The sequence below is a fragment of the Pseudomonas sp. p99-361 genome, from assembly GCF_003935475.1.
GTDB classification, from domain to species: Bacteria; Pseudomonadota; Gammaproteobacteria; order Pseudomonadales; family Pseudomonadaceae; genus Aquipseudomonas; species Aquipseudomonas juntendi.
In genome coordinates, this window is sequence record NZ_RHQO01000006.1 from 72,058 (window position 1) to 85,450 (window position 13,393).

At 63.7% G+C, this 13,393-nt stretch carries 8 protein-coding genes; all 8 read left to right on the forward strand.

The features are described from left to right. Positions 1–122: 122 nt before the first annotated feature. The 8 genes from gltB to gspE all read left to right on the forward strand — a co-directional run bounded on the left by gltB (position 123) and on the right by gspE (position 13,392). Positions 123–4,568, forward strand: coding sequence for a glutamate synthase large subunit (gene gltB, locus EGJ22_RS04745; RefSeq protein WP_029886145.1), 4,446 nt, complete (start codon positions 123–125; stop codon positions 4,566–4,568). 123 nt (positions 4,569–4,691) lie between these two features. Continuing rightward, positions 4,692–6,110, forward strand: a complete 1,419-nt coding sequence (locus tag EGJ22_RS04750) for an FAD-dependent oxidoreductase (protein ID WP_009684959.1) — start codon at positions 4,692–4,694, stop codon at positions 6,108–6,110. A gap of 194 nt (positions 6,111–6,304) precedes the next feature. Beyond that, positions 6,305–7,369 carry a uroporphyrinogen decarboxylase gene (hemE, locus tag EGJ22_RS04755; protein ID WP_029886144.1) on the forward strand — a complete coding sequence of 355 codons (1,065 nt, stop codon included), beginning with the start codon at positions 6,305–6,307 and terminating at the stop codon, positions 7,367–7,369. Positions 7,370–7,566: 197 nt separating this feature from the next. Next, positions 7,567–9,030 (forward strand): N-acetylglucosamine-binding protein GbpA, encoded by a 1,464-nt coding sequence (gbpA, locus tag EGJ22_RS04760; protein ID WP_029886143.1) that lies wholly within the window; start codon positions 7,567–7,569, stop codon positions 9,028–9,030. Positions 9,031–9,081: 51 nt separating this feature from the next. After that, a complete protein-coding gene (locus EGJ22_RS04765) occupies positions 9,082–9,594 on the forward strand; it encodes a cytochrome b (protein ID WP_029886142.1) in 513 nt (170 codons plus the stop codon). 5 nt (positions 9,595–9,599) lie between these two features. Continuing rightward, the gene (locus tag EGJ22_RS04770) at positions 9,600–10,094 is read left to right on the forward strand and encodes a type II secretion system protein N (RefSeq protein WP_029886141.1); all 495 of its coding nucleotides are present in this window, start codon (positions 9,600–9,602) and stop codon (positions 10,092–10,094) included. After that, positions 10,091–11,932 carry a type II secretion system secretin GspD gene (gspD, locus tag EGJ22_RS04775; RefSeq protein ID WP_029886140.1) on the forward strand — a complete coding sequence of 614 codons (1,842 nt, stop codon included), beginning with the start codon at positions 10,091–10,093 and terminating at the stop codon, positions 11,930–11,932. The genes EGJ22_RS04770 and gspD overlap by 4 nt, the downstream gene beginning before the upstream one ends. Further along, on the forward strand, positions 11,929–13,392 hold the full coding sequence (gene gspE / locus EGJ22_RS04780) for a type II secretion system ATPase GspE (protein WP_029886139.1): 1,464 nt from the start codon (positions 11,929–11,931) through the stop codon (positions 13,390–13,392). Before gspD ends, gspE begins: the two co-directional genes overlap by 4 nt. Position 13,393 lies beyond the last annotated feature (1 nt).

Below are 13,393 nucleotides of genomic sequence, written 5' to 3' on the forward strand. Positions count from 1 at the left end.
GTGCAACAATGGTTTTCCATGGCCACCGCAAAAAAGCTGGCGTTTGATCGGCGTGGATGGTAAGTGGTTGTTAAAAAAGAGATTTGCCTCCGTTGAGAGGTGAACCTGGTGAGAATGTGTCTATGAAAACAGGTCTGTACCATCCCGAAGAATTCAAGGACAACTGTGGTTTTGGCCTGATCGCCCATATGACGGGCGAGGCGAGCCACCACCTTCTGCAAACCGCCATGCAGGCACTGACTTGCATGACCCACCGCGGTGGCATCAACGCCGACGGCAAGACCGGTGACGGTTGCGGTCTGCTGATACAGAAGCCCGATCAGTTCCTGCGCGCCATGGCCCAGGAGCATTTTGCCGTCGAGTTGCCCAAGCAGTACGCCGTCGGCATGGTGTTCTTCAACCAGGACCCGGTCAAAGCCGAAGCTGCACGTGCCAACATGGATCGCGAGATCATCGCTGCCGGGCTGAAGCTGGTTGGCTGGCGCAAGGTGCCGATCGACACCAGCGTTCTCGGCCGCCTGGCCATGGAGCGCCTGCCGCAGATCGAGCAGGTGTTCATCGGCGGTGAGGGCCTGAGCGACCAGGAATTCGCCATCAAGCTGTTCAGCGCCCGGCGCCGTTCGTCGGTTGCCAACGCCGATGACGCCGACCACTACATCTGCAGCTTCTCGCACAAGACCATCATCTACAAAGGCCTGATGATGCCGCGCGATCTCGCGGCGTTTTACCCGGACCTGGGTGACGAGCGCCTGCAAACGGCGATCTGCGTGTTCCACCAGCGCTTCTCGACCAACACCCTGCCGAAGTGGCCGCTGGCGCAGCCGTTCCGCTTCCTCGCCCACAACGGCGAGATCAACACCATTACCGGTAACCGCAACTGGGCCATGGCCCGTCGCACCAAGTTCGCCAACGACCTGATCCCCGACCTCGCAGAGCTTGGCCCGCTGGTCAACCGCGTCGGTTCGGACTCCTCGAGCATGGACAACATGCTGGAGCTGATGGTCACCGGCGGTATCGACCTGTTCCGCGGCGTGCGCATGCTGGTACCACCAGCCTGGCAGAACGTCGAGACCATGGACGCCGACCTGCGCGCGTTCTACGAATACAACTCCATGCACATGGAGCCGTGGGACGGTCCGGCCGGTATCGTCATGACCGAAGGCCGCCACGCGGTGTGCCTGCTCGACCGTAACGGCCTGCGCCCGGCGCGCTGGGTGACCACCACCAATGGCTACATCACCATCGCCTCTGAAATCGGCGTGTGGGGCTACCAGCCTGAGGAAGTATTGGCCAAGGGCCGCGTGGGCCCGGGCCAGATCCTTGCCGTGGACACCGAAACCGGGCAGATCCTCGATACCGATGCCATCGACGACCGCCTGAAGTCGCGCCACCCGTACAAGCGTTGGCTGCGTCAGCACGCCACGCGTATCCAGGCGACGCTGACCGACGACCAGGGCGTGGCCAGCTACGACGCTGACCAGCTCAAGCAATACATGAAAATGTTCCAGGTCACCTTCGAAGAGCGTGACCAGGTGCTGCGCCCGTTGGGTGAGCAGGGCCAGGAGGCCGTTGGCTCGATGGGTGATGACACGCCGATGGCTGTCCTGTCGCAACGCGTGCGTTCGCCGTACGACTTCTTCCGCCAACAGTTCGCCCAGGTGACCAACCCACCGATCGACCCGCTGCGCGAAGCGATCGTGATGTCGCTGGAAATCTGCCTCGGCGCTGAGCGCAACATCTTCCAGGAGTCCCCGGAGCACGCCTCGCGGGTGATCCTCAGCTCGCCAGTCATTTCGCCGGCCAAGTGGCGTTCGCTGATGAACCTGGAGCGTGAAGGCTTCGAGCGTCAGCTGATCGACCTCAACTATGAGCAGAGCGTCGGCCTGGAAGCGGCGATCCGCAACATTGCCGACCAGGCTGAAGAAGCCGTGCGCGCGGGCAAGACCCAGCTGGTGCTGAGCGACCGCTACATTGCCCCGGGCAAGCTGCCTGTGCACGCTTCGCTGGCCGTGGGTGCCGTACACCACCGCCTGACCGAGCAGGGCCTGCGTTGCGACAGCAACATCCTGGTGGAAACCGCCACAGCCCGCGACCCGCATCACTTCGCCGTGCTGCTGGGCTTCGGTGCGTCGGCCGTCTACCCGTACCTGTCCTACGAAGTGCTCGCCGACCTGATTCGTACCGGTGAAGTGCTGGGCGACCTGGACGAGGTGTTCAAGTACTACCGCAAAGGCATTTCCAAAGGCTTGCTGAAGATCCTGTCGAAGATGGGTATCTCCACCATCGCCTCGTACCGGGGTGCGCAGCTGTTCGAAGCCATCGGCCTGTCCGAAGAAGTGGTCGGCCTGAGCTTCAAGGGGGTGTCCAGCCGCATCAAGGGTGCACGCTTCGAAGACCTGGAAAGCGACCAGAAGCTGCTGGCAGCCGAAGCCTGGAGCGCGCGCAAGCCGATCCAGCAAGGCGGCCTGCTGAAGTTCGTGCACGGTGGCGAGTACCACGCCTACAACCCGGACGTGGTCAACACGCTGCAGGCTGCAGTGCAGCAGGGTGACTACGCCAAGTTCAAGGAATACACCACGCTGGTCGACCAGCGCCCGGTGTCGATGATCCGCGACCTGCTGAAGGTCAAGGTGGCCGACCAGCCTTTGGCGCTGGAACAGGTCGAGCCGCTGGAGGCCATCCTCAAGCGCTTCGACTCCGCCGGTATTTCCCTTGGCGCCCTGTCGCCGGAAGCGCACGAAGCCTTGGCCGAGGCGATGAACCGCCTGGGCGCGCGCTCCAACTCCGGTGAGGGTGGCGAAGACCCGTCGCGCTACGGCACCATCCGCAGCTCGAAGATCAAGCAGGTGGCCACCGGCCGCTTTGGTGTGACCCCGGAATACCTGGTGAACGCCGAAGTGCTGCAAATCAAGGTGGCCCAGGGCGCCAAGCCCGGCGAGGGCGGCCAGCTGCCAGGCGGCAAGGTCAATGGCCTGATCGCCAAGCTGCGCTATGCGGTACCGGGCGTGACCCTGATCTCGCCGCCACCGCACCACGACATTTACTCGATCGAAGACCTGGCCCAGCTGATCTACGACCTCAAGCAGGTCAACCCGCAGGCCCTGGTGTCGGTCAAGCTGGTGGCAGAGGCCGGCGTGGGCACCATTGCCGCCGGTGTGGCCAAGGCTTATGCCGACCTGATCACCATTTCCGGCTATGACGGTGGTACCGGTGCGTCGCCGCTGACCTCGATCAAGTACGCCGGCGCCCCGTGGGAACTGGGCCTGGCCGAAACCCACCAGACCCTGCGCGGCAACGACCTGCGCGGCAAGGTGCGGGTACAGACCGACGGTGGCCTGAAAACCGGCCTGGACGTGATCAAGGCTGCCATCCTCGGCGCCGAAAGCTTCGGCTTTGGCACCGCGCCCATGATCGCCTTGGGCTGCAAGTACCTGCGCATCTGCCACCTGAACAACTGCGCGACCGGCGTAGCCACGCAGAATGACAAGCTGCGCAAGGACCACTACATCGGCACCGTCGACATGGTGATCAATTTCTTCACCTTCGTCGCCGAAGAAACCCGTGAGTGGCTGGCCAAGCTGGGCGTGCGCAGCCTCGGCGAACTGATCGGCCGTACCGACCTGCTCGACGTGCTGCCAGGCGACACCGAGCGTCAGCGGTACCTGGACCTGTCGCCGCTGCTGGGCAGCTCGCACATTCCGGCAGACAAGCCACAGTTCTGCGAAGTCGACAGGAACCCGCCGTTCGACGAAGGCCACCTGGCCGAGAAGATGGTGGAAATGGCCATGCCGGCCATTCGTGACCAGGCCGGTGGCGAGTTCAGCCTCGACATCTGCAACTGCGACCGTTCCATCGGCGCGCGTGTATCGGGCGAGATCGCCCGCCTGCACGGCAACCAGGGCATGGCCGCGGCGCCGATCACGTTCCGTTTCAAAGGGACCGCGGGTCAGAGCTTCGGCGTGTGGAACGCCGGTGGCCTGAACCTGCACCTGGAAGGCGACGCCAACGACTACGTCGGCAAGGGCATGACCGGTGGCAAGCTCACCATCGTGCCGCCTGCTGGCAGCCCGTTCGCCACCCAGGACAGCGCCATCCTCGGCAACACCTGCCTGTACGGTGCCACTGGCGGCAAACTGTTTGCCGCCGGTACTGCCGGCGAGCGCTTCGCTGTCCGTAACTCCGGCGCCCACGCTGTTGTCGAGGGTACCGGCGATCACTGCTGTGAATACATGACCGGCGGCTTTGTCTGCGTGCTGGGCAACACCGGTTACAACTTCGGTTCTGGCATGACTGGCGGCTTCGCCTACGTGCTCGACATGGACAACAGCTTCGTCGACAAGCTCAACCACGAGCTGGTGGAAATCCAGCGTATCAGTGGGGAAGCCATGGAAGCTTACCGCAGCCATCTGGCGCGGGTCCTTGCCGAGTATGTGGAGGAGACCGGCAGCGAGTGGGGGCGTGAGCTCTCGGAGAACCTGGACGACTACGTGCGGCGCTTCTGGCTGGTCAAGCCCAAGGCAGCCAACCTGAAGCAACTGCTGTCCAGCACTCGCGCCAACCCGCAGTAACAACAGCTGCAAGTGGCAAGCCTCAAGCTGCACGCAGAAGCAGCACGAGGTTTGCCCGGCTTAAGTGATCGTCTTGCAGTTTGCAGCGTGTAGCTTGCAGCTGCTGTAAAGAGGTTTTGAAAAATGGCTGAACGTCTGAACAACGACTTCCAGTTCATCGAAGTGGGCCGCAAGGACCCGAAGAAAAAGCTGCTGCGCCAGCGCAAGAAAGAGTTCGTGGAAATCTACGAGCCGTTCAAGCCGCAGCAGTCCGTGGAGCAGGCGCACCGTTGCCTGGGCTGCGGTAACCCGTACTGCGAGTGGAAGTGCCCGGTGCACAACTTCATCCCCAACTGGTTGAAGCTGGTTTCCGAAGGCAACATCCTGGCGGCGGCGGAGCTGTCGCACCAGACCAACACTCTGCCCGAAGTGTGCGGCCGGGTGTGCCCGCAAGACCGCCTGTGCGAGGGTGCCTGCACCCTGAACGACGGCTTTGGCGCGGTGACCATCGGCTCGGTGGAGAAGTACATCACCGATACCGCCTTTGCCATGGGCTGGCGCCCGGACATGTCCAAGGTCAAGCCCACCGGCAAGCGCGTCGCCATCATTGGCGCCGGCCCAGCGGGCCTGGGCTGCGCCGACGTGCTGGTGCGCGCCGGGGTTACCCCGGTGGTATTCGACAAGAACCCGGAAATCGGTGGCCTGCTGACCTTCGGTATTCCCGAGTTCAAGCTGGAAAAGAGCGTGCTCAGCAACCGCCGCGAAGTGTTCACCGGCATGGGTATCGAGTTCCGCCTCAATACCGAGGTGGGCAAGGACGTGACCATGGAACAACTGCTCGCCGAGTACGACGCAGTGTTCATGGGCATGGGTACCTACACCTACATGAAGGGTGGCTTCCCGGGTGAGGACCTGCCGGGCGTGCATGACGCGCTGGACTTCCTGATTGCCAACGTCAACCGCAACCTGGGCTTCGAGAAGTCGCCTGAAGACTTCATCGACATGCAGGGCAAGAAGGTTGTGGTGCTGGGCGGTGGCGACACTGCCATGGACTGCAACCGTACCTCCATCCGCCAGGGTGCCAAGGCAGTGACCTGCGCCTATCGCCGTGACGAAGCCAACATGCCGGGTTCGCGCAAAGAGGTGAAGAACGCCAAGGAAGAAGGCGTGAAGTTCCTCTACAACCGCCAACCCATCGCCATTGTCGGCGAGGACAAGGTCGAGGGTGTGAAGGTGGTCGAAACCCGCCTGGGCGAGCCGGATGCCCGTGGCCGTCGCAGCCCCGAGCCGATTCCGGGTTCCGAGGAAATCCTGCCGGCCGATGCTGTGGTGATCGCCTTTGGCTTCCGCCCAAGCCCGGCGCCGTGGTTCGAGCAGCATGACATCCAGCTGGACAGCCAGGGCCGTGTGGTGGCGCCGGAGAAGGGCAAGTTCAAGCACCAGACCAGCAACCCGAAAGTGTTTGCCGGTGGCGACATGGTGCGCGGTTCGGACCTGGTGGTGACGGCGATCTTCGAAGGGCGCACTGCTGCTGAGGGTATCCTGGACTACCTGGAAGTCTGATTCTCGACCTGTTCGCGGGCACGCCCGCTGCCACAGGGTTCGGCGCAGAACCTGTGGCAGCGGGCGTGCCCGCGAAGCTTTTGTATACAAAAACGCTTGATCTGTGGCATCCAATAGACAAAACGCATGGCCATGGCCGTGCCTTTTGCGCTGGCGTCTGAGAAAATGCCCGCACTATTTTTCCGGATGCCGACATGACTGCCCTGAAGAACGATCGTTTCCTGCGTGCACTGCTCAAGCAACCCGTAGACGTCACCCCGGTGTGGATGATGCGCCAGGCCGGGCGCTACCTGCCGGAGTACCGCGCCAGCCGTGCCAAGGCAGGCGATTTCATGAGCCTGTGCATGAACCCGCAGTTCGCCTGCGAGGTTACCTTGCAGCCGCTGGACCGCTATCCGCTGGACGCTGCGATCCTGTTCTCCGACATCCTCACCATCCCCGATGCCATGGGCCTGGGCCTGTACTTCGAAACCGGCGAAGGCCCGCGTTTCAGGAAGGTCGTCAGTACCCCGGCCGATATCGAAGCCCTGCCGGTTCCCGACCCGCAAAAAGACCTGGGCTACGTGATGGATGCGGTCAGCACCATCCGCCGCGAACTCAACGGCCGCGTTCCGCTCATCGGTTTTTCCGGTAGCCCCTGGACCCTGGCCACCTACATGGTCGAAGGCGGTTCGTCGAAGGACTTCCGCAAGACCAAGGCCATGGCCTATGACAACCCGCAAGCGCTGCACCTGCTGCTGGACAAGCTGGCCCAGTCGGTGACCAGCTACCTCAACGGGCAGATCCTTGCCGGTGCCCAGGCCGTGCAGATCTTCGACACCTGGGGCGGCAACCTGTCAGCGGCGGCCTACCAGGAGTTCTCCCTCGCCTACATGCGCAAGATCGTCAGCGGCCTGATCCGCGAGCACGAAGGGCGCAAGGTGCCGGTCATTCTGTTCACCAAGAACGGTGGCCTGTGGCTTGAAAGCATCGCCGAGGCCGGTGCCGATGCCCTGGGCCTGGACTGGACCTGTGACATTGGCGACGCCCGTCGCCGTGTGGGCGACAAGGTGGCCTTGCAGGGCAACATGGACCCGACCGTGCTGTACGCCAAGCCAGGGGCCATCCGCCAGGAAGTGGCGCGCATCCTGGCCAGCTACGGCCACGGCAACGGCCACGTGTTCAACCTGGGCCATGGCATCACCCCGGAAGTCGACCCGGCGCACGCAGGCGTGTTCATCAACGCGGTGCACGAGCTGTCGGCGCAATACCACGTTTGAGTTTCCAGGCTCCCCGAACCAGGGTTTGGGGAGCCTGTGCCTGCCGCTGCCGTGCATTTCCGAAAATGTGCCGAACGTTCAGCCGTATTCCTACATATAGGCACAGATGTTTCTTCTAATGTCCGACCTCCCTTGAGCAGAGGGCACATTCGCCGCGCGTGAATGTGCCCTTTTGCATTCAACCTTCGGAGTTCGTGATGAATACAAGAAAAACCCTGCGCAGAAGCGTTGTTGCCACCGGTGTGTGGATGGCTATCGCAGGTGCAGGTTTGCAGGTTCAGGTTGCCCAGGCACACGGCCATCTGGCTGACCCGCCTTCACGTGCAGCGCTGTGCCATGCCAACCACAAGAACCTGAACAGCAACTGTGGCGGCGCTCAGTACGAACCGTGGTCGGTCGGTGAGGCCATTGGGCGTTTCCCGGCGGCCGGCCCTGTTGACGGGAAAATTGCCAGCGGTGGTGTCCGTGGTGATTTCGGTGCCCTCGACGAGCAGTCGGCCAACCGCTGGCATCTGACCCCCATCGTTGACCGGAACATTCAGTTCGACTGGCATTACCAGGCGCCGCACCCGGTAACCACGTGGGAATACTTCATCACCAAAGCCGACTGGAACCCCAATACCGCACTGAGCCGCGCCTCGTTCGACGACGCGCCGTTCTGTGTAGTCGATGGCAACAACCAGGTGCCTGCCAGCGGCACTGGCACCAACCCCAAGCATAGCTGCACCTTGCCAGCCGACCGTGCCGGCCAGCACGTGATCCTGGGTGTCTGGAAAGTGGGGGATACCGACAAGGCCTTCCATAGCGTGGCTGACGTCGATATTCAACTTGACGGCGGGCCAGCGCCCGAATGGCCGCGCCTGGCCGAGATCAGCGCCAGCCGAGACCTTGAAGTGGGCGACCAGGTGACGGCCCGCGCATTCGATGCCAATGGCGAGCGTCCGTCGCACCATGTGAGCGTTACCATCGACAACGCCGAAGAAGGTATCGCTGCCAACTGGGCTTACAAGCTCGCCAGGCAGATCAACGAAACCCAGACGCTGGTCCGTGCCGGGCAAATGGATGCCGACGGTAACATCGAGCCTGTCCAGGGCTCCAACAGCATCTTCGCCAAAGCCGAAAGTGGCCTGACCAACTACATCCTCGACTTCAAGGCCGCTGCCGGTGAGCCCGCCACCCTGCACCTGCATGATGTCAAACCTGAGTACACCATCGCTGATGGCCAGGGTAGCGTGGACTTTACCGTAATGACCAACAAGGCCTTGACCGTATCGGCGCGGCTGTTCGACGCCAGCAACAAGCAGGTCGCCTACGCACGGCAACTGGTCAACGGCAGCGCGCCGTTCGCCTTGAACGTCGCCAGCGTGCCGGGTGAGCACACCCTCAAGGTCGTCGGCGTAGACAAGCGCGAGCGCGAGCTGCTGCAGGATGAGCGCACGGTCCAGCTCAAGGCGTCGGGTGACGGGTCGTACGACTTTGTCTTCCCGGAGTCGCTGTCGAGCTACCAGGCCGGCACCAAGGTACTGCAGCCCAAGAATGGCAAGGTCTACGAGTGCCAGCCCTTCCCGAACTCGGGTTACTGCGTGCAGTACTCCGCCAATGCCGCCCAGTTCGAGCCAGGTACCGGCTCTCACTGGAACATGGCCTGGACCGAGAAGTAATGCAGCACACCTGGCCCCTCGACGGGGGGCCAGGCCCTTCGAGTACTGTTTATGCAAGCACGAAAATATGCCTGGCAGCAGATCCTCCTGCACTGGGTCTCTGCCTTGGTCATCATTTGGGTACTGCTCAGCGGCTTCTACGTGGCGCACCTGAACGTCACCCCGACCACGTTTCACTTGGTTGCGTTCGTCAACGTGGCCATGACCACCCTGTTCATCCCGATATTCCTGCTGCGCTGGCTGCTGCGGCGGACCCTGTTCAAACCCGGCAGCCTGGAGGGTGCAGCCAGGGGGGAGCGGATCGCCCATCTTGTCCATGAAGGTTTGTACTGGACCACCGCGATCGTGCTGCTGTCCGGCGTATTGATGATGGACCGGCCCATCGACGTGTTCGGCTGGTTCACCCTCGCGCCGCTGTTGAGCGAACCGTTCTGGCACGGCCTGTGGTTCAAGGTCCACATCTGCGCGTGCCTGCTGCTGGCCCTGGGCGTGTCGGTGCACATTGGCGCCGTGGTGCTGCATGAGCTGGCCGGGCGCCGTGTACTGCGGCGCATGCTGCCCTGATTCGGATGAAGCGCTCGTCTCATGTGATCTGGCTGGCGCTGGTGCTGGTAACGCTTGCCGGGCTGATAGCGCGGGAACGGCTGTATCCGTTAACTGCGCCCCCGCTGCTGCCGGCCTCGGCGCTGGCCACGGCAGCCGCCCCGGAGCAACCGTTCTCGACGACCGCCCTGGCCTTGGCATTCGGCTTTCAGCCTGAGCGCCAGCGGTCTAGCCGGGCGGACATCACGCTCAAGGCCTGCTTCGTATCCAGCCAGGGCGGGGCGCGGGCGTTGGTGAAAAGCGCTGGGGGCGAGGCTGTCTACCGGGTGGGTGAGCGGATTGCGGGCCACGGTGTGCTGCGCCGTATCGATGTGCGCTCCATCGTGCTGTGGGTCGACGGCCGCGAGGAAGTCGTGGCGTTGGCTACCCCTGGCCCCAGCGTTTTTCTGCCCATGGGAGCGGCCCCTCGCCCGCGCCCGGTTTCTGATCCTTCATCCCGCCTGTTGCGGGAGGTGCAATGACTTTCAAGCGATATTTGCAAGGCGCCTCGTTCGGCGCCTGTTTGACCCTGTGCTGTTCCCTGGCGCTGGCTGAAATGCCCACCTGGCAACTGGCGATGAGCGATGCCGACGTACGCGAGGTGGTGCGTGAGGTGGGGGAAATCCTCGACCAGACCATCATCCTCGACCCCCGTGTGCAGGGGCGCATCACGGTGCTTTCCAACGAAGCCCTGGATCGTGAAGGCATACGCCGGCTGTTCTACTCGGTGCTCAATGCCCAGGGCTTTGCCGCCGTGAACGACGGCGACCGTTTGCTGGTGCTGCCGGCCAGCGAAGCCAAGGCCTGGGCCAACCAACAGGTGGAGGCCATACCGGCCGCGTTCACCACGCGCGTCTTTACCTTGTCGGGTAGCGTCGCTGCCGACCTGGCCGGCCTGTTGCGGCCGTTGGTGTCCAGCAGCGGCTACATTGGCCCCTCCAGCTCGGCCAACGCCTTGGTGGTGACCGACTCTGCAGCCAACCTTGAACGCCTGGAGAGCCTGGTCTTGCAGCTGGACAGCGGCCAGCGGCACGACTATGAGCTGGTGACCCTGCATAACGCCCAGACCGAGGCCGTGTTCGCCGTGGTCGAAGCGGCCGCCGGGGGGCCGGACAGCGGTGTGCAGGTGGTGGCCGACGCCAACGGTAGCCGCCTGCTGATCCTCGGCCCGGCCAAGTCCAGGCAGCGCCTGGCACAACTGACCCGTTCGCTGGATGTGGCGGCACCCGCCACCGCGCAGAACTGGCGTGTGGTGCGCTTGCAGCACAGTAACGCCGAGCAGCTTGCCGACGTGCTGGGTGAGGTGGGCAAGCGCCTGGATGGCGCGCCGGGCACCCGTGACTTGGGCGCCAACCTCACTGGCGACGCCGTGGTCAAGGCCGATGCCGACCAGAATGCGCTGGTGCTGCTGGGCGAGCCGCAGACACTGGGCAGCGTCGAGCAGATCATCCAGCAATTGGACCAGCCACGGGCGCAGGTCCTCATCCATGCGGCAATCGTCGAAGTCAGCGGCAGCATCGATGAAGCGTTGGGTGTGCAGTGGGGCGTGGGCACCGGCGGGCTCAACGGCGGGGTCTCGTTCAGCGAAAGTGGCACCGGGCTGGCCGACCTGCTGGGCAAGGAGGCCAAGCTGCCGGGTGGTGCTGCCCTGGCCATTGGCACGGACCGTTTTGCCGCGCTGATATCGGCCTTGGCCAGCAGCAGCCGCAGCAACCTGTTGTCCACGCCAAGCCTGTTGACCCTGGACAACCAGGAGGCGCATATCCTGGTGGGGCAGAACGTCGCCTTCAAGACCGGCTCCTACGTTACCCCCGGCAGTGGTTCGGAGAACCCGTTCACCACGGTCGAACGCAAGGATATCGGTATCAGCCTGAAGGTGCGCCCGCACATCAATGAGGGGCAAAGCCTGCGCCTGGAGGTCGAGCAGGAAAGCTCCGAAATCGCGCCGAGCACGGCCGAGAACGACCTGGTCACCAACAAGCGTACGCTCAAGAGCACCATCCTGGCCTCCGACGGCGAGATCATCGTGATTGGCGGCCTGATCAAGGACAGCATGCGCAAGGTCGAGCGTGGGGTACCGTTGCTCAGCCGCATTCCGTGGCTTGGCGGTCTGTTCCGCTGGCGCAGCGACATTCAGGAGAAAACCAACCTGATGGTCTTCCTGCGCCCGACCATCCTGCGTAGCCAGGCGGAGCGGGTCGAGGTAGGGCGCAGGGCCTACGACGGGGTGCGCGCCGCCGATGATTCGCCCTTGCCGGCTGATGCCCAGCGCCTGTTCGAGCCGCGTCGCTTGCCAAGCGCGCAAGTGCCACAGCCATGAGTCCTGAGCTGCCATTCGGCTTCGCCCGGCGTCACGGGATCCTGCTCGACCGCCAGGCGCCCGAGCCGGTGCTGATGATGCGAGAGGGCGCCTCCCTGGCCGCCCTGGCCGAAGCCTGCCGCTTGCTGGGCAATACCTGGCCGCTGCGCCAGGTGAGCGAAGCCGACTTCGCCGAGCGCCTGGCCAGTTGCTACGGCCTCGGTGGGGATGCCGCGCAATCGATCGTCCAGGGCCTGGACCAGGAAATCGACCTGCCACGGCTGGCCGAGGCCTTGCCGCAAACCAGCGACCTGCTCGAACAGCAAGACGATGCGCCGATCATCCGCCTGCTCAATGCCCTGTTCAGCGAAGCGGTGCGCTCGCGGGCCTCGGATATCCACCTGGAAACCTTCGAGCATCAGCTGCGCGTGCGCATGCGCATCGACGGCGTTATGCGCGAAGTGCTGTCACCCCCGCGGGAACTGTCTGCCCTGCTGGTTTCGCGTATCAAGGTCATGGCGCGCCTGGACATCGCCGAGAAGCGCGTGCCCCAGGACGGTCGCATCAGCCTGCGCCTGGCTGGCCATGAAGTCGACGTGCGCGTATCGACTTTGCCTGCCACCCATGGCGAGCGGGTGGTGCTGCGGTTGCTGGACAAGCAGGCCGTGCGCCTGGACATCGACCACATGCAGATGCCGGCGGCTGTGCGTGCTGGCTTCATGAGCATGCTGGAAAAGCCACACGGTATTTTCCTGGTCACCGGCCCAACCGGCTCGGGCAAGACCACCACCTTGTACACCGCGCTCGCGTACCTGAACCAGGAGTCGCGCAATATCCTCACCGTGGAGGACCCGATCGAGTACCACCTGGCCGGCATCGGGCAAACCCAGGTCAACCCCAAGGTCGACATGACCTTCGCCCGTGGCCTGCGCGCCATTCTGCGTCAGGACCCGGACGTGGTCATGGTGGGCGAAATCCGCGACAAGGAAACCGCCAACATCGCGGTGCAGGCGTCGCTGACGGGCCACCTGGTACTTTCCACCCTGCACACCAACAGCGCGCTGGGGGCAATCACGCGGCTTGCCGACATGGGCATCGATACCTGCCTGCTGGCTTCGTCGCTGGCCGGGGTGATGGCCCAGCGCCTGGTACGCCGGCTCTGCCCGCACTGCAAGGTGGCCTGCGAGGTGGACCAGGCCATGGCCAGCGCCTTGGGCAACCCTGCCGGGCTGCCCGCGCAGCTTTACCAGGCGCAGGGCTGCAGTGAATGCCAGGCGGGCTACAGTGGGCGCCTGGCCTTGCACGAGATGGTGGTGGTCAAGCCCGCACTGGCTCAGGCGATCCACACCCAGGCATCCCAGGCCGCCATGCATGAACTGATTCGCCAGGACACGCCGAGCCTGTTCCAGCACGGTGTTCAGCGTGTCTGCCAAGGGCAGACCAGCGTGGCAGAGCTGCTGCGCGTGACCGGGCAGGACTGAC